We start from the raw sequence: 17457 nt of genomic DNA, 5'->3' as shown, positions 1-17457 counted from the left end.
TAGACGAGATTACCAATTGTAGTGTGAGAATGCCTTATTAGCTTCAGCCATTCTGTGGACATCGTCTTTCTTCTTAATAGAGTTGCCTCTATTGTTGAAAGCGTCCATCAATTCACCAGCAAGACGTTTTGAGAAGTCTTTCTCACCACGCTCACGAGAGTATTCGATCAACCAGCGCATTGCCAAAGCAAGACGACGAGATGGACGAACATCTACTGGAACTTGGTAAGTAGCTCCACCTACGCGGCGTGAGCGAACTTCGATAGAAGGCTTTACGTTCTCCAAAGCTTTTTTCAAGATGGAGATAGGCTCTTCATTTGGTACTTTTCCTTTGAGTTCATCAAGAGCTCCGTAGAAAAGTGCCTGAGCAACGCCTTTTTTACCTTGGATCATCATTTTATTCACGAATTTCGCGATAACGAGATCTTTGTAAACTGGATCTGGGATAATTTCTCTTTTAAAGGTCTTTTTACGACGTGACATTTCTATAACCTCTTAGTGACTATTTCTTAGGTCTCTTAGTGCCGTACTTAGAACGTCCACGAAGACGTCCGTTAACACCTTGAAGATCCAATACACCGCGAATAATGTGATAACGAACACCTGGCAAGTCCTTCACACGACCACCGCGAATCAAAACAACGCTATGCTCTTGAAGGTTATGACCAATTCCAGGAATGTAAGATGTCACTTCGTAACCGTTAGACAATCTAACACGAGCAACTTTACGCAAAGCTGAGTTTGGCTTCTTTGGAGTCGTAGTATACACGCGAGTGCAAACGCCACGACGTTGAGGACAAGAAGTCAAAGCTGGTGACTTAGTTTGGTTTTTTTGAACAATACGCTCACTTTTGATGAGCTGATTAATTGTAGGCACTTCTAACCCCTTATAACAATTATTCCCAATATACGGATGCAGGACCCTAACCTTCGAACAACGGCGGGTCAAGCCCTAGTTTATAAATTTTGTATACAGGGAGCTGATTTCAGCTCCCTACCCTTAAATAATTACACGCTTACGGTGTAGCTGTAGCAGTCATTCCAGGCAAAGAGATGTAAGGAACGTCTTCATCTTCTTTAACAATCACTTTCCAGCGTTTGTAAGAAGTCAAACCGGTACCGGCTGGGATCAAGCGACCCATGATGATGTTCTCTTTAAGCCCTCTGAGATGATCTGTTCTAGAGTTGATAGCTGCCTCTGTAAGAACCTTAGTAGTTTCTTGGAAGGAAGCTGCCGAAATCCAGCTGTCAGTACTCAAAGAAACTTTAGTAATACCAAGAAGAAGAGGCGCGTAAGTCGCAGCTTGTCCACCTTCGTTGTTAATACGTTTAGTCTCTTGCTCATAGGCAAATTTCTCTACCTGCTCGCCTGCTAAGAAACGTGTATCACCTGGATCACGAATCTCTACCTTACGAAGCATCTGACGAACAATCACTTCGATGTGCTTGTCATTGATACCAACCCCTTGAAGTCTGTAAACTTCTTGGATTTCGTTTACTAGGTATGCAGACAACGCTTTTTCGCCAAGAACCGCCAAGATATCGTGTGGGTTTGTAGGTCCATCCATAAGGGCCTCGCCGGCTCTTACGTATTCACCTTCACGAACGGCAACGTGCTTACCTTTAGGGATGAGATATTCTTTTTGCTCACCCACTTCAGGAGTCACGATTACGCGTTGTTTACCTTTAACGTCCTTACCGAAAGTAACGTAACCATCGATCTCGGAAATGATTGCAGCTTCTTTAGGTTTACGAGCTTCGAAAAGTTCGGCAACGCGTGGAAGACCGCCCGTGATATCCTTCGTTTTAGAAGTCTCACGATGCATTTTCGCGATCATATCACCAGAGTGAACTTCTTGTCCGTCAGCAACGAGTAGCTGAGCCCCAACAGGGATCAGATAACGGGCAGGAATATCACGGCCTGGCAATGTCATTGGTTTACCATTAGCATCAGTCAAGAATACTGTTGGTTTCACATCAGAAGATTTACTTTCAGTAATAACCTTCGTAGCGAAGCCTGTTACAGCATCCACTTGCTCAGTCATGGTCGCGCCTTCTTCGATATCTTGGTAAGTAATCTTACCAGTCAATTCGGCGATGATTGGGTTGGAATAAGGATCCCATTCTGCAACGGTTGCACCCTTAGTAACCTTCTCACCTTCCTTGAAGTTGAGGACAGCACCATAAACGAGCTTAAATCTTTCTCTTTCACGACCTGCTTCATCGATCACCAAAGCTTCACCGTTACGATTCATAACAGTGAGTTTGCCTTGACGGTTAGAAACCGCGTGAACATTTGTTAACTTAATAGTTCCATCGTAACGAGTCGTGTGAACAGATTGTTCAACCGCACGAGAAGCCGCACCACCCAAGTGGAACGTTCTCATCGTCAACTGAGTACCAGGCTCACCGATTGATTGAGCGGCGATGATACCTACAGTTTCACCCATATTCACAGTCGCACCGCGAGCCAAATCACGGCCGTAGCAACGGATACAAACGCCACGGTTAGATTGGCAAGTCAGAGCAGAACGGATCGTTACTTTATCGATACCGAGAGCTTCAACCTTCTTAACGTCGCTTTCTGTGAACTCTTGGTTCGCAGCTACAACAACGCTATTGTTGTATGGATCCATAACGTCTTTCAACGCTGTACGACCCAAGAGACGCTCACCGATTGGTTGGATGATTTCGCCCGCTTCATAAAGTGGAGTTACTTCCAAACCATCAGTAGTTCCGCAATCTGTTTCGCTCACAACAACGTCTTGAGCAACGTCAACCAAACGACGAGTCAAGTAACCAGAGTTCGCTGTTTTCAATGCGGTATCGGCCAAACCTTTACGCGCACCATGTGTAGAAATGAAGTACTGGATAACTGTCAAACCTTCACGGAAGTTTGCTGTGATCGGAGTCTCGATGATCTCACCAGAAGGTTTCGCCATCAAACCACGCATACCACCCAGCTGACGAATCTGATTCGCAGAACCCCGGGCTCCGGAGTCAGCCATGATGAAGATCGGATTGAATGAAGGACCTACGGTCTCTTTACCATCGATAACAAATTTTTGTTTCTCGATCGCATTCATACCTTCTTTAGCAACACGGTCTGCAGTCTGCGCCCAGATATCCACTACTTTATTGTAGCGCTCACCATCTGTGATCAAACCTTCATCGTATTGTTGCTGGATTTCGGTCACTTGACCTTCAGCATCTGCAATCAAAGTAGCTTTGGCTGCAGGGATCACCATGTCGTCGATACAGATCGACATACCCGCTGCGGTAGAATATTTGAAGCCAAGTTCCATGATTTTATCAGCTAAAATACAAGTCGCTTTCGCACCGGCAACACGGAATGTTTTGTCGATCAAAGCTGCGATTTGTTTTTTGTTCATCACTAAGTTCACTTCGTTGAAAGGAACTTCGCGAGGAACAGCATCAGAAAGAATTGCACGACCTACAGAAGTCTCTTCGATCTTTCCGTTGATACGTACTTTACAAAGAGCTTGAAGATCTACAAGGCCTGTCTCGTAAGCGTATTGAGCCTCAGAAACGCTAGAGAATACTTTGCCAGTACCTTTTGCGCCAGGGCGAATACGAGTCAACCAGTACATACCCAAGACGATATCTTGAGATGGATTGATGATTGGCTTACCAGAAGCAGGAGAAAGGATATTGTTCGTAGACATCATCAAAACGCGAGCTTCTACTTGCGCTTCTACTGACAACGGAACGTGAACGGCCATTTGGTCACCGTCGAAGTCGGCATTGAACGCCGTACAAACGAGCGGATGCAATTGGATCGCTTTACCTTCATGCAATACCGGTTCGAAAGCTTGGATACCAAGTCTGTGAAGAGTTGGTGCGCGATTCAAAAGAACTGGATGTTCTTTAACCACGTCAGAAAGAATGTCCCAAACCTCGACCGCTTGTTGGTCTACGATTTTCTTAGCTTGCTTGATTGTAGTCGCAAAACCTTTTTCTTCGAGTTTGTTGTAAACGAATGGTTTGAACAACTCGAGAGCCATGGCCTTTGGAAGACCACATTGGTGAAGCTTCAAAGTAGGACCTACTACGATCACAGAACGACCAGAGTAGTCTACGCGCTTACCAAGAAGATTTTGACGGAAACGACCTTGCTTACCTTTGAGCATGTCAGAAAGTGAGCGAAGAGGGCGTTTATTTGGACCTGTGAAAGTCTTACCGCGACGACCGTTATCCAACAATGCATCAACCGCTTCTTGCAACATACGTTTTTCGTTGCGGATGATGATGTCTGGAGCATTTAGCTCCTGAAGACGCTTCAAACGGTTGTTACGGTTGATAACACGACGGTAAAGATCATTTAGATCTGAAGTCGCGAAACGACCACCATCCAATGGAACCAATGGACGAAGATCAGGAGGAAGAACCGGAAGGGCTTCCAACATCATCCATTCAGTTTTATTGATGGAATTTTTGAAAGCTTCTACAACTTTCAAACGTTTAGATAATTTTTTGATTTGAGCCTCAGACTTAGTCTCTTTGATCTCCATGCGGAGTTTACGAGATAAGTACTCAGGATCGATTTTTCTCAAAAGTTCACGAACCGCTTCACCGCCCATGCCCGCTTTGAAAGTAGGACCGAATTCATTCAGAGCGCCTTGATAAGCTTCTTCTGAAAGAACAGTGCCTTCTTCAAGAGTGGTTTCCATTGGGTCGATAACTACGTAAGCTTCGCAATAGAGAACTTTCTCAACATCTTTCAAAGAAAGATTGAGCAAGTTACCGATACGAGAAGGAAGTGAACGCAAGAACCAGATGTGAGCAACAGGTGTTGCCAACTCGATATGGCCAAGTCTTTCACGACGAACTTTAGTTTGTGTAACTTCAACACCGCACTTCTCGCAGATCACTCCGCGATATTTCATACGTTTGTACTTACCGCACAAGCACTCGTAATCCTTAATAGGACCGAAGATTTTTGCACAGAACAAACCATCACGCTCAGGTTTGAAAGTACGATAGTTGATTGTCTCAGGTTTTTTTACTTCACCAAATGACCAGTCACGGATCATTTCAGGCGACGCCAGAGATACTCTGACGGCGTCAAAACTAAGTGGATCTTTTGGTTTGTCAAAAAAGTTCAACAAGTCTCTCAAGGCTCACCCCTACATTTTCTTGTTGTTAATATTAATACCTAGTGTTGATTGCTGCCCGGCTCTTCCGGAGTCGGAATAGCTGGAGCTGCAATCACCTCTTCAATTTCACCCTCTTCAGAATCTTCAGCTTGATCTCTCAAGATGTCGGACTCCATCAACTCAACGTTCAGAGCAAGAGATTGAAGCTCTTTCACCAATACGTTGAATGACTCAGGCAAGCCTGGCTCAAGGATGTTTTCACCTTTCACGATGCTTTCATACATGCGCGTTCTTCCTGCCACGTCATCAGACTTAACAGTGAGGAACTCTTGCAATGAATAAGCGGCACCGTATGCTTCGATCGCCCAAACCTCCATCTCCCCGAGACGCTGACCACCGAACTGTGCTTTACCGCCCAGAGGTTGCTGAGAAACGAGTGAGTAAGGTCCAATTGAACGAGCATGGATCTTTTCTTCAACCAAGTGGTGAAGTTTAAGCATGTACATGATGCCCACAGTAACAGGATTCGTGAATGGCTCACCAGAACGACCGTCAAATAGGATCGCTTGAGCACGCTCAGGAAGGTTTGCTTTCGCCAACAATCCTTTTACGTCTTTCTCGCGAGCACCGTCGAATACCGGAGTACCAACGTGAACGCCGTCTTTCATTTTCACGAGCATTTGCTTCAATGAATCATCATCTGCTTTATCAATTTTCGCAGAGATATCAGAGTCACTGAATACGTCCTTCATTGCTTTACGAGCATCTTCAGACTTGAAGTTTTGGATGTACGCTGAAAGCTGAGTACCCAAGTTACGAGCAGCCCAACCCAAGTGAACTTCCAAAATCTGACCGATATTCATACGCGAAGGAACGCCCAGCGGATTCAAAACCATGTCTACTGGAGTACCGTCTGCCAAGTATGGCATGTCTTCCAAAGGCAATACTTTAGAGACAACACCCTTATTACCGTGGCGACCGGCGAACTTATCACCGACTTGAAGCTTACGTTTAATCGCAACGTAAACTTTAACCATTTTGATAACGCCTGGAGGAAGCTCGTCACCTTTACGGAGACGTTCAATCTTCTCATTGAATACCAACTTAACAGCATCCAATTGGTTACGAGCGCCATCGATGATCTTGTTCACTTGGAACTCAAGATCTTGTTCAAGCGGGATATAGCTCAAAAGTTCGAATGGAATTGTCTCAAGGTCTGCCTCAGTAAGGTTTTGACCTTTGTTCAACAATTTTTGGCTACCATCTTCGTTCAAAAGAACGCCAGTAGTGATTTTACCTACCAAGATGTCACGAAGTTTAGAGATCGCGTTATTTTTGATAACGTTTTGCTCAACTGCCAAGTCTTTTTCAAGCTTGCGTTTTTTCTCTTCGATGATTGAAGACAAACGCTCATCGCGGTCTGCGCCTTCACGAGAGTAAACTTGAGCATCGATCACTGTTCCGTAAACACCAGATGGAGCACGGAGAGAAGTATCACGAACATCGCCGGCTTTTTCACCGAAGATTGCTCTCAAGAGCTTTTCTTCAGGAGAAAGTTGAGTTTCACCCTTAGGTGTTACTTTACCAACGAGGATGTAACCTGGGCGAACTTCAGCACCGATACGGATGATACCTGAGCTATCGAGGTCTTTAAGAGCCTCTTCACCCACGTTCGCGATATCGCGTGTGATTTCTTCTTTACCAAGTTTAGTATCACGAGCAACGCACTCAAACTCTTCGATATGGATTGAAGTATAAACGTCTTCTTTCAAAAGACGCTCAGAGATCAAGATAGAATCCTCGAAGTTGTAACCCATCCAAGGAGTGAACGCGACTAGGATGTTTTGTCCAAGAGCCAATTCACCGAGTTCAGTCGCTGGACCGTCCGCAATGATATCACTCTTAGAAACGCGATCGCCTACTTTAACGATAGGTTTTTGATTGAAGCATGTGTTCGTGTTTGTTCTTTGATATTTAGTCAAATTGTAGATGTCTACGTTCGCGCCGAGTTCTCCGCCTTTTGCAAAACGACGAACTACGATACGAGAAGCATCAACTTCTTCAACGATACCATCATTCAAAGCAACTACTGATGTTCCAGAGTCACGAGCAACAAGTCTCTCAACGCCTGTACCAACGAGTGGAGCGCGAGAACGGAGCAGTGGCACCGCTTGACGTTGCATGTTCGATCCCATCAACGCACGATTGGCGTCATCATGCTCAAGGAACGGAATCAAAGAAGCCGCGATAGAAACTAGCTGAGAAGGAGATACGTCCATCAAAGCTACTTTTTCTTTATCTACGATCTCGTACTCACCATCACGACGAGTGATTGTGGTAGGAGTCTGGATTTCTTTGTGTCCAGCTTCGTCACGAGCCGCAGGTGCGATGTAGTGACCAGCTTCTTCCAAAGCAGACAAATAATTGATGCTAGAAGAGATCTTACCAGCATCAACTTTGCGGTATGGAGTCTCGATGAAACCATAGTTGTTGATACGAGCGTATGTTGCCAAAGAAGAGATCAAACCGATGTTTGGTCCCTCTGGAGTTTCGATTGGGCAAATACGACCGTAGTGCGTAGGATGTACGTCACGTACTTCGAAACCGGCACGGTCACGAGTCAAACCGCCGGGACCAAGAGCAGACAAACGACGTTTGTGCGTGATCTCAGACAACGGATTCGTTTGATCCATGAACTGTGACAATTGAGAAGAACCGAAGAATTCCTTAACAACCGCGTTCACTGGTTTAGCGTTCACGAGGTCATGAGGCATCATAGTCTCAACGTCTTGAAGAGACATACGCTCACGAATCGCACGTTCCATACGAACGAGACCGATACGGTATTGGTTTTCCAACAACTCACCTACTGAACGAACACGGCGGTTACCCAAGTGATCGATATCATCAATCACACCGCGACCGTTTTTAAGGTCGATAAGAGTTTTAATAGTAGAAAGAATATCTTTGTGAGTCAGAGTTCTGAACTCAGGTGGGCACTCTTCCATAGAAATACCGAACTTGTGATTGATCTTGATACGACCTACTTCAGATAGATCGTATGTCTCAGGATCAAAGAACAAACGGTGGAAGAAAGCAGTCGCAGCTTCCAATGTTGGAGGCTCACCAGGACGAAGACGTTTGTAGATCTCGATCAAAGATTCGTCTTTGTTGTTTACTTTATCAACAAGCAAAGTGTTTCTGAGGTAAGGACCTACTGTCAAACCGTCGAAGAAGATCATGAAGAAACGATCGATACCCAAAGCGATGGATTTCTTGATCAAGCTTGCGCTCAACTCAGCATTCGCATCAGCGATGATTTCACCCGTAGATTCATCAATCAACGGCTTAGCCAAAACTTTGCCATCAAGATCTTCTGGATTTACTTCAACCTCTGTAAGGTTGATGTCTTTAATTTTCTTAACAATCGCACGTGTAATACGACGACCAGCTTTTACCAAAGCTTCGCCAGTCTTAGGGTCTACGATGTCAGCAATAGCTCTTTGACCAGACATTCTTTCGATGTCGAGTTTTCTGAAGAGTTTGCCGCCCTTAACGTAAACTTCATCGAGGTCGTAGAAGTACTCAAGAAGCTTCTCAGTGTTGAAACCAAGAGCTTTCAAAAGAATAGTTACTGGGAACTTACGACGACGATCGATACGTACGTGGATCAAATCTTTTTGGTCAAACTCTGCATCCAACCAAGAACCGCGGTAAGGAATTACGCGAGCTGAGTAGATGAGCTTACCAGAAGCTGCATTCTTACCACCATCGTGGTCAAAGAATACGCCCGGAGAACGGTGCAACTGAGATACGACAACACGCTCAGTACCGTTGATAATGAAAGAACCGTTTGCAGTCATGAGTGGAATTTCACCGAGGTAAACTTCCTGCTCTTTCACGTCACGGATGCTACGCGCTTCCGTTTCTTCATCAACGTCAAAAACGATAAGACGGAGAGTAACTTTGATTGGAGCTGCGAAAGTCATTCCACGCTGGCGGCATTCATCAACATCGTATTTTGCAGGCTCAAGAGTGTAACTTACGAACTCTAGGCTTGCAGTGTTGTTGAAGTCGCTGATCGGGAATACGGATTTGAAGACACCGTTAAGACCCGCTTCACCACGACGATCCGGATCTGTATCTTTTTGCAAGAATGCTTCGTAAGAAGACTTCTGCAATTCAATCAGATTTGGAATGTCGATAACTTGTTTATTTTGAGCGAAAGATTTTCTGATACGCAGATTTGAGGCCGTGATTGGAGTTTTATCCATCTAATCTCCCTTAAAGATCAAACCGTCTTAGTTGCTGAAATTGCTTTCGTATTTCGGCACAAATTCAGAACTAGAAATTCATACAAAACTGATAAAATCAGTTCCGTTCGGCGTAAAGCTTAGCCGAAAAAATATAATACCCCTTAGTCTAGGGGTCAACGTCACAATTCAAGAAAAACGTAAAATGGCCTCTTTTTTGCATTGCTGCTTAAAAAGAGGCCATAAGTTCACAAAATTATTACTTAACTTGAACTTTCGCGCCGGCTGCTTCAAGAGCCTTCTTGATTTTCTCAGCGTCTTCTTTAGTAGCGCCTTCTTTAACAGCTTTGCCGCCAGCCTCAACCAAAGCTTTCGCTTCTGCCAAGCCAAGGCCTGTCAATGCGCGAACTTCTTTGATAACGTTGATTTTGTTAGCACCAGCGTCAACAAGGATAACGTCGAAAGCAGTTTTTTCTTCTACAGCTGCAGCAGCACCGCCGCCACCAGCCATCATTACAGGAGCAGCAGCAGAAACGCCCCATTTTTCTTCTAACATTTTAACAAGTTCTGCTAGTTCAAGAACCGTTTTACCAGACAATGCGTCCATCAATTGATCATTAGTTAAAGACATGAAATCCTCCGAAAAAAATTTTTTAAATTAAAATTACAAATACAACTCTACAAGACTACGCTTGTGGAGCTTCAGCAGTAGCAGCACTATCGCCACCCAATTTCTTAACGTATTCGTTAATGCAACGAGCCATTTTAGCTGCAGGAGCATTAAGAGTCGCAAGGAATTGTGCACGAAGCTGATCTTTGCCAGGAAGAGTTGCCAAGAAGTTAATCTTTGCAGCGTCCATTCCTTCGCCATCCATCACACCAGTTTTGATTTGCAAAACTTCAACGTCTTTCGCGAAGTCTGCCAAAACTTTAGCAGTGGCATTCACTTCACCGTAAGAGAACACAATTGCATTGGTTCCTTTAAGGGAAGTAGTCAAAGCTTTCTCAACGGCCGGGTGATCTTTCAGCGCTCTTTTAGCAAGAGTATTACGGACAACCTTCATCTCAGATTCAGAAGTATGAAGTTTTTTACGGAGAGAAGTAACCTGCTCCACTTTCATACCTTTGAAATCAACGACGAAGGCGCCTTTTGACTTGGCAAGTTTGTCAGTCAAATTCTTAATCTCTTGTTCTTTATCAGCACGAGTGATCATCATATAAGGGCCTCCTTTCATTAGATTTATGCGAGTCAGGTCGGTTTGGGAGGTACTTTGAGAAGTAAACTCTTTTGCCTTATCTCGGTAGGATCCTTGCGGAATTAAAGTCCGAAGTTTTCACTCCGGACGACCTACTGTCTCTGATCGCAATAGTTTTATTTAATTAAACACTAACCGCAACAGCAGTTGCTTGGTTTGGATCCAACTTCAAGCCTGGTCCCATAGTAGAAGACAAAGCAATAGTTTGAAGGTAGATACCTTTTGAAGAAGCAGGTTTTGCTTTTACGATCGCGCCCAACAAAGTTAGGAAGTTATCGCGAAGTTTAGCATCGCCCATAGACTTCTTGCCGATACCAGCGTGAACAATACCCGCCTTATCAACACGGAAATCCAATTTACCCTTCTTCTCAGCTGTAACAGCTTCACCAACCGCCATAGTTACGGTGCCAACTTTTGGATTTGGCATCAAACCACGAGGTCCAAGGATCTTAGCAACTTTAGAAACAGTCGCCATCATATCCGGTGTCGCGATACATTTATCGAAGTCCAACCAACCACCTTGGATTTTAGCAACGAGGTCGTCAGCGCCAACAAAGTCAGCACCTGCGTTTTTCGCTTCAGCCTCTTTAGGACCTTTTGCGAAAACAACAACTTTTACGTTTTTGCCAAGACCATGTGGAAGCGCGATAGCGCCACGTACTTGTTGGTCAGATTGTTTTGGATCAACACCCAAACGAAGAGCTACATCAATTGTTTCGTCGAATTTTGCTGTCGCATTTTCAACAACCAATTTGAACGCTTCGTCTACTGAGTATTTTTTTGTAGAATCAACTTTTTTAGCAGCTGCTTTAAATCTTTTATTTGCCATACATCACCACCTTAGTCCGCAAGCTCAATGCCCATGCTTTTCGCAGTACCAATGACTTGCGACATAGCGGACTCTACTTTCAAGCAGTTCAAATCTGGCAACTTAGTAGTCGCGATTTGCTTAACTTGATCGTTTTTAATTTTTCCAACTTTGTCTTTCTGAGGCATTTTGGAACCTGATTCCAATTTCAATGCTTTCTTAATCAGAGAAGACACCGGAGGTGTTTTTGTAATGAAGGTAAACGATCTGTCTTGGTAAACTGTAATGATGATAGGGATAATGCTATCACCCAATGCTTGCGTACGAGCATTGAATTGCTTACAGAATTCCATGATGTTTACCCCATGCTGTCCGAGCGCCGGTCCAACGGGAGGAGCTGGATTAGCTTTCCCTGCCGGTATCTGCAGCTTGATCATTCCTGTAACTTTTTTTGCCACGACCCACTCCTGCAATAGGGTTGTTATTAATAATTCTCTCTAAAATTTAGAGAGTTAAAAAACTAGTGCTTTTCTACCTGAATGAAGTCCAACTCAACTGGAGTTGGTCTTCCGAAGATACTCACAAGAACTTTCACTTTCGCTTTGTCCTCGTTGATCTCTTCAACAGTTCCGCTGAAGTTAGAGAATGGACCGTCAACAACAGTCACATTTTCGCCCACAGAGAATTTAACTTTTTGCTTAGGTTTTTCTGCAACGCCAGCCATTTGCTGAGTTACGCGTAAAACTTCGGCCTCTGGAACTTCGGGAGGACGAGTTTTAGCACCGCCTACGAAGCCTGTCACCTTTGATGAATGTTTTACAAGATGCCATGTCTCGTCATTTAAGAACATTTGAACGAACATGTAACCTGGGAAGAATTTACGAGATTTTGTTTGTTTTTGGCCTTTTACCAGCTCCACCACGTTTTCAGCAGGGATCAGGATCTGACCGAAAAATTCTTCCATTTTTTGCGAACGGATACGCTCTTCGATGGCAGTTTTTGCCGTCGCTTCACAACCAGTCTGAGTATTAACGATGTACCATTTTTTTTCCATGGACACTTCCTATCTCACGAGAGTGTTGATGACATAACCAGAGATCATGTCAAACGAGCTGATAATTACGCTAGAAATAAGAACCATAATGCAAACTACGATTGTCATTGCTGTTGTGTCCTTACGAGAAGGCCATACAACCTTTTTAACTTCGGTAACGACTTCATCACCCCAAGCAACTACTTTAGAGTTGAATTGGCAGTAAGCAAAAAGCCCGAAACCAATAATTAGAGGCAAACCGTGACGAATTAAATCTACGTCGTTTGCACGCGCTACAACCGCAAAAGCACCCGCGAATGCCTTCATTAACAAACTAACAACTAGGCCAACCAAAAAGGCGACAATAGCAAAGCTAAGTGTGATAATTTTAGAGTTTGTTTTTTCCATCTGCGTTCTCTACTTCCAATAAGAGTTAAGCTTTATGAAATTGGCAGGGGCGGAGGGATTCGAACCCACGACCTAACGATTTGGAGTCGTTCGCTCTACCGCTGGAGCTACACCCCTGCACTAAAAAATTTTAAAGCCCTAAATAAGCCGAAGGGGACAATCTCGTCGAGACGTCCCCTGGCTGTCAATCTTCAATTTAAATGAAGACGCAATTACTCAAGGATTTCAGTAACAACGCCTGCACCTACTGTACGACCACCCTCACGGATCGCGAAACGGAGTTCTTTTTCCATTGCGATTGGAGCGATAAGTTCAACAGAGATTTCAACGCGGTCACCAGGCATAACCATTTCAGTTCCAGCTTTCAAAGTACAAACGCCAGTAACGTCTGTAGTTCTGAAGTAGAATTGTGGGCGGTAGCCGTTGAAGAATGGAGTATGACGTCCACCTTCTTCTTTAGTAAGGATGTAAGCCTCACCTTTGAATTTTTTGTGTGGCTTGATTGTTCCTGGTTTAGCAAGAACTTGACCACGCTCAACGTCTTCTTTTTTAGTACCGCGAAGTAGAACACCGCAGTTGTCGCCCGCTTGACCTTCGTCAAGAAGCTTACGGAACATCTCGATACCAGTAACAGTAGTTTTTTGAGTTGGGCGGATACCAACGATTTCAACGTCCTCACCAACTTTAACGATACCACGCTCAACACGGCCAGTAACAACAGTACCACGACCAGAGATTGAGAATACGTCCTCGATTGGCATCAAGAATGTTTTATCAACAGCACGAGCTGGAGTTGGGATGTAAGCATCACAAGCTTCCATCAATTTCAAGATAGAAGGACGGCCGATTTCAGAAGTGTCGCCTTGAAGAGCTTTCAAAGCAGAACCTTTTACTATTGGAATCTCGTCGCCAGGGAATTCGTATTTAGAAAGAAGCTCACGAACTTCAAGCTCAACTAGCTCAAGAAGTTCTTTATCGTCAACCATGTCAACTTTGTTCATGAATACAACAAGAGCTGGAACACCTACTTGGCGAGCCAAAAGGATATGTTCACGAGTTTGTGGCATAGGGCCGTCAGCAGAAGAAACAACCAAGATACCACCGTCCATTTGAGCGGCACCAGTGATCATGTTTTTTACGTAATCGGCATGTCCCGGGCAGTCAACGTGCGCGTAGTGACGATTTGCAGTTTCGTATTCTACGTGAGTAGTAGAGATAGTGATACCACGCTCTCTCTCTTCCGGAGATTTATCGATTTGATCGTAAGACATTGCTTGCGCTTGGCCAGTGATTGCCAAAGTTGTAGTGATCGCAGCAGTCAAAGTTGTTTTACCATGATCGACGTGACCGATAGTACCGATGTTTACGTGCGGCTTATTACGTGAAAACTTCTCTTTAGACATTATTTCCTCCTGAAGAGATCTTTTATTAATCTTAGAAACCTAAAGTTCAAATCCAAAAAAAACTTACTTTAAAACTACTTCAAAAACTTTATTCATTTTTGATGGAGCCCTTGATCGGAGCCGAACCGACGACCTCACCCTTACCAAGGGTGCGCTCTACCACTGAGCTACAAGGGCCTTAGTTTTGGAGCGGGAAACGGGTCTCGAACCCGCAACCCTCTGCTTGGAAGGCAGATACTCTAGCCAATTGAGCTATTCCCGCCCGACTCGATCGCCCCGAACGAATGTGCCAGCTTGCGCGTCACACTCCCTCAAGTTTTTTGAACTAAACGCTGTTAGATGGTGGACAGGGAAGGATTCGAACCTTCGTAGTTGTGAAACAACGGATTTACAGTCCGTCCCCTTTAGCCACTCGGGCACCTGTCCGTTCTTAAGAACGTTCACTTCAAAAAACTTGGAGCTGGTTATGGGACTCGAACCCGCAACCTGCTGATTACAAATCAGCTGCTCTACCAATTGAGCTAAACCAGCACCTTTTGACAAATACGAATAGTTAATAAGTCGAATTTATCAACCGAAACTTTGTACAAAAAACAACCCATAGCAGTCAAAGGGTATTATTCGATTTCGACTTATTTTTTTCTAGGCTTGGAATTCTGATGTTGTCGGAGGGTCTCCGTCAGAGCCATAGCAGTAGCTACAGAGGCGTTGTAACTCGCCGCTGCACTGCTTTGCGGAATGTACACTAATTCATCACAAAGTCTTTCAGTGTTGACTCTCATGCCCTTGTCCTCAGAGCCGATTGCCCACACGACTTTTTCCGGGAGGTCTAGTTCAAAGATAGACTTCTTACCACGAGGGCTCAGACCGTAGATCCAATAGCCCATTTTTTTGAAGTCTTCCGCATAGTTAGTGAAGTTTGTGGTTTCAACAACTGGGACGTGTTCTGCGCCTCCGCAAGCCACTTTGTGAACCGTTGGAGTCAAGCCCACTGCCCGATCTTCAGGCACTAAAACACCCTGCACGCCGATCAACCAAGAGGTTCTGAGAATCGCGCCCAAATTGTGGGGATCTTCGATACCGTCCAAGATTAGCAATATCGACTTTTCGAAGTTTTCCAAGCCATCGACAGAAAGGGTCGGTGCGCCATTCATGAAAAGCACCGCGCCTTGATGGGAAGAGCCAAAACGGTCGATGACGGACTCTGGTTTGTTGTCGATTTTAATACGAGCCGCTTGAGTGAGCTCTTGAATCTCACGAAGATCCGCTGAAGATTCCCAGCCCTGACGAAGCCACAGAATTTTCCCCATTTTAGGGTGCACTTTCAATGCTTCTTTGATTGCGTGAGTGCCGATGACTGGACGCCATTCTTTGGGAATTTCTAATTCACGGCCACCACCGCCTCTTTGTGCAGGAGCACCTTTCTGAGGAGCACCACCACGTTGTGGCGGTTTGCCACCTTGCTGAGGTCTTTGAGATTGAGAAGATTTGCCGCCGAATTTTGAATTATTTTTTTTCATATAGAGCCATCACGTAGTCAGTTGCAGTTTCACGAGGATTTCTAGATTCGATAATGGGACGACCGACAACCAGCGCGGAAGCGCCGCCTTTGATCGCCTCGTAAGGCCCCATCACTCGCTTTTGATCTCCAAGGGAATCCATACTAAAACGAATCCCCGGAGTTACAAGGTAGAGACCCTTATTTTGTAAAAGATCCAGCTCATGAGGAGAACACACAACCCCCGTCATACCCGAGGAAATCACCAGATCCGCAAGCTCTACTACATGTTGAGAAATAGGTTGTTGTTTGAGAACTCCCGGAACCGAATGTTCATCCCAAGAAGTCAGAATAGTCACCGCAAGGATACGAAAAGGACGTTTCTGACTAAGCTCTTTTTCCAGAGCCGCCATTTTACTAAGAGCCTCGCGACCGGAAAGTGCATGGACTGTCACAAGACTTGCCCCCGCCTCAAAGCTTGCACGAACTGCCGCCTCCATCGTCGAGGGAATGTCGAAGTGTTTGTTATCAATAAAGACAGGTCCGCGGGCTGCGACTTCTTTGACAAGCTCTTGGCCATATCTCAGGCAAAGTCTTGGGCCGACTTTAAAACCGCCGACGACATCCGCCAACTCATCCGCGAGTTTCAGGGCTTGCTCTCGAGTATCAACATCCAGAGCTGCAATAATTGGATTCAACATCGGCTGGGATTTTTGATTGAGTTTCATGCTTGCTCCTGCGACTTTTTGGCGAACTCTTTGAGAATAAAGTCTAAAAACATTTTCTTCTTTTTATCAATCAGGACTTGCTCATTACATATGATGTAAAGCTCTTGTACCTTCTTATCACGCAGGACGACTTCGACCTGCCCTTTGCTTTCAGCCTCTATTGCACTTGTATAGGGCATCACCGCCGCCAAGTTTTGCTTGCGCACAAGTTCGAGCATCTTCGCATGAGAGTTGACGCTCGCAACGATACGAACTTTTTTAAGATCAGACTTAGAAAGATGTCTTTCGAGAAAGTGCTCTGTGTAAAGATCCCGTTCCCGGTAGCCGATCATGAGGATCTCGCCTCGCTGACCCCATGACTTTGCCACTTTTTTATCCACAACCATCACGGGAAGGTCTGAATAGACCGGAAAAGCCTTGATCGATTTACGATCCGCCACTTGATAGACAAAGGCGAAGTCCAAAAGCCCTTTCAAGATCATTTCGTTAGCGGTCGTCGTCGGCATCAAGGTCGTATGAATCTGTAACCCCGGGTTTTGCTCGATACATTTGGCTATAGTAGGGAAAAGAATTTTCTCTCCGGCTTCGTACATACTGCCAATACGAATAGTTCCGCGCATGAGCTGACCTGGGGCTTGTTTTTCAAGAAGAAGCGTGCGGATTTCATCCACCAGTGGTGACAGCCGCAGTTTTAAATCCTGCCCTTCTTGAGATAATAAAACCCTCTTTTTTGTTCGCAAAAACAAAGAATATCCCAAGGACTCTTCCAGAGTTTTTATTTGACGAGAAATTACAGGCTGGGCCGTATTCAAGACTCTGGCTGTTTCGCTAAAGCTGAGATTTTCACTTAAAATTATAAACGTCTCTAAGAAGTTCCAGTTCACCATATACAGAGTTTATATCAATTTAATATATAAATAAAACTTATATTCTATTTTTGTATTAATTCAGAA

General features: G+C 44.7%; 14 protein-coding genes and 5 tRNA genes. All 19 read right to left on the bottom strand.

Features of this window, described 5'->3' with window-relative positions:
• Positions 1–9 precede the first annotated feature (9 nt).
• Positions 10–483, bottom strand: a complete 474-nt coding sequence (gene rpsG / locus ACLWBB_RS04355; protein WP_413290348.1) for a 30S ribosomal protein S7 — start codon at positions 481–483, stop codon at positions 10–12.
• A 19-nt stretch (positions 484–502) separates the two neighbouring features.
• Complete coding sequence (rpsL, locus tag ACLWBB_RS04350) at positions 503–877, bottom strand: 30S ribosomal protein S12 (RefSeq protein ID WP_413290347.1); 375 nt, start codon at positions 875–877, stop codon at positions 503–505.
• Between the two features lie 139 nt (positions 878–1016).
• Complete coding sequence (rpoC, locus tag ACLWBB_RS04345; RefSeq protein ID WP_413290346.1) at positions 1017–5138, bottom strand: DNA-directed RNA polymerase subunit beta'; 4122 nt, start codon at positions 5136–5138, stop codon at positions 1017–1019.
• 38 nt (positions 5139–5176) lie between these two features.
• Entirely contained in the window at positions 5177–9391 is a 4215-nt protein-coding gene (gene rpoB / locus ACLWBB_RS04340) for a DNA-directed RNA polymerase subunit beta (RefSeq protein ID WP_413290345.1), read from the bottom strand.
• Positions 9392–9629: 238 nt separating this feature from the next.
• On the bottom strand, positions 9630–10001 hold the full coding sequence (gene rplL, locus ACLWBB_RS04335; RefSeq protein WP_413290344.1) for a 50S ribosomal protein L7/L12: 372 nt from the start codon (positions 9999–10001) through the stop codon (positions 9630–9632).
• Positions 10002–10056: 55 nt separating this feature from the next.
• Positions 10057–10587: a 50S ribosomal protein L10 gene (rplJ, locus tag ACLWBB_RS04330; RefSeq protein ID WP_413290343.1), complete on the bottom strand. Its 531-nt coding sequence runs from the start codon at positions 10585–10587 to the stop codon at positions 10057–10059.
• Between the two features lie 163 nt (positions 10588–10750).
• Positions 10751–11455 (bottom strand): 50S ribosomal protein L1, encoded by a 705-nt coding sequence (gene rplA / locus ACLWBB_RS04325; RefSeq protein ID WP_413290342.1) that lies wholly within the window; start codon positions 11453–11455, stop codon positions 10751–10753.
• 11 nt (positions 11456–11466) lie between these two features.
• Positions 11467–11892, bottom strand: coding sequence for a 50S ribosomal protein L11 (gene rplK / locus ACLWBB_RS04320; protein WP_413290341.1), 426 nt, complete (start codon positions 11890–11892; stop codon positions 11467–11469).
• Between the two features lie 62 nt (positions 11893–11954).
• On the bottom strand, positions 11955–12488 hold the full coding sequence (gene nusG / locus ACLWBB_RS04315; RefSeq protein WP_413290340.1) for a transcription termination/antitermination protein NusG: 534 nt from the start codon (positions 12486–12488) through the stop codon (positions 11955–11957).
• A 9-nt stretch (positions 12489–12497) separates the two neighbouring features.
• Positions 12498–12875, bottom strand: a complete 378-nt coding sequence (gene secE, locus ACLWBB_RS04310; RefSeq protein WP_413290339.1) for a preprotein translocase subunit SecE — start codon at positions 12873–12875, stop codon at positions 12498–12500.
• Between the two features lie 41 nt (positions 12876–12916).
• A tRNA-Trp gene (locus ACLWBB_RS04305) sits at positions 12917–12992 on the bottom strand.
• A gap of 95 nt (positions 12993–13087) precedes the next feature.
• Complete coding sequence (tuf, locus tag ACLWBB_RS04300; protein WP_413290338.1) at positions 13088–14278, bottom strand: elongation factor Tu; 1191 nt, start codon at positions 14276–14278, stop codon at positions 13088–13090.
• A 102-nt stretch (positions 14279–14380) separates the two neighbouring features.
• A tRNA-Thr gene (locus ACLWBB_RS04295) sits at positions 14381–14455 on the bottom strand.
• An 8-nt stretch (positions 14456–14463) separates the two neighbouring features.
• Positions 14464–14540: transfer RNA gene (locus tag ACLWBB_RS04290), tRNA-Gly, on the bottom strand.
• A 78-nt stretch (positions 14541–14618) separates the two neighbouring features.
• Positions 14619–14704 (bottom strand) — tRNA-Tyr (locus ACLWBB_RS04285).
• Positions 14705–14733: 29 nt separating this feature from the next.
• A tRNA-Thr gene (locus ACLWBB_RS04280) sits at positions 14734–14809 on the bottom strand.
• Between the two features lie 101 nt (positions 14810–14910).
• On the bottom strand, positions 14911–15798 hold the full coding sequence (gene rlmB / locus ACLWBB_RS04275) for a 23S rRNA (guanosine(2251)-2'-O)-methyltransferase RlmB (protein ID WP_413290337.1): 888 nt from the start codon (positions 15796–15798) through the stop codon (positions 14911–14913).
• Positions 15785–16504: an orotidine-5'-phosphate decarboxylase gene (pyrF, locus tag ACLWBB_RS04270; protein WP_413290336.1), complete on the bottom strand. Its 720-nt coding sequence runs from the start codon at positions 16502–16504 to the stop codon at positions 15785–15787. Before pyrF ends, rlmB begins: the two co-directional genes overlap by 14 nt.
• Positions 16501–17391, bottom strand: coding sequence for a LysR family transcriptional regulator (locus ACLWBB_RS04265; protein WP_413290335.1), 891 nt, complete (start codon positions 17389–17391; stop codon positions 16501–16503). The genes pyrF and ACLWBB_RS04265 overlap by 4 nt, the downstream gene beginning before the upstream one ends.
• Positions 17392–17457: the final 66 nt, after the last annotated feature.

This window comes from Bdellovibrio sp. HCB337 (assembly GCF_047302465.1).
GTDB lineage: Bacteria > Bdellovibrionota > Bdellovibrionia > Bdellovibrionales > Bdellovibrionaceae > JACMRP01.
Note: the sequence above shows the minus strand (reverse complement) of the source record. Positions and strands in the feature narration are given on the sequence as shown.

Bases quoted from the DNA above. Each gene is read 5' to 3' on its own strand.
- rpsG (WP_413290348.1), bottom strand. From the start codon at position 483: ATGTCACGTCGTAAAAAGACCTTTAAAAGAGAAATTATCCCAGATCCA.
- rpoB (WP_413290345.1), bottom strand. From the start codon at position 9,391: ATGGATAAAACTCCAATCACGGCCTCAAATCTGCGTATCAGAAAATCT.
- rplL (WP_413290344.1), bottom strand. From the start codon at position 10,001: ATGTCTTTAACTAATGATCAATTGATGGACGCATTGTCTGGTAAAACG.
- rplJ (WP_413290343.1), bottom strand. From the start codon at position 10,587: ATGATGATCACTCGTGCTGATAAAGAACAAGAGATTAAGAATTTGACT.
- rplA (WP_413290342.1), bottom strand. From the start codon at position 11,455: ATGGCAAATAAAAGATTTAAAGCAGCTGCTAAAAAAGTTGATTCTACA.
- nusG (WP_413290340.1), bottom strand. From the start codon at position 12,488: ATGGAAAAAAAATGGTACATCGTTAATACTCAGACTGGTTGTGAAGCG.
- secE (WP_413290339.1), bottom strand. From the start codon at position 12,875: ATGGAAAAAACAAACTCTAAAATTATCACACTTAGCTTTGCTATTGTC.
- tuf (WP_413290338.1), bottom strand. From the start codon at position 14,278: ATGTCTAAAGAGAAGTTTTCACGTAATAAGCCGCACGTAAACATCGGT.
- rlmB (WP_413290337.1), bottom strand. From the start codon at position 15,798: ATGAAAAAAAATAATTCAAAATTCGGCGGCAAATCTTCTCAATCTCAA.
- pyrF (WP_413290336.1), bottom strand. From the start codon at position 16,504: ATGAAACTCAATCAAAAATCCCAGCCGATGTTGAATCCAATTATTGCA.
- ACLWBB_RS04265 (WP_413290335.1), bottom strand. From the start codon at position 17,391: ATGGTGAACTGGAACTTCTTAGAGACGTTTATAATTTTAAGTGAAAAT.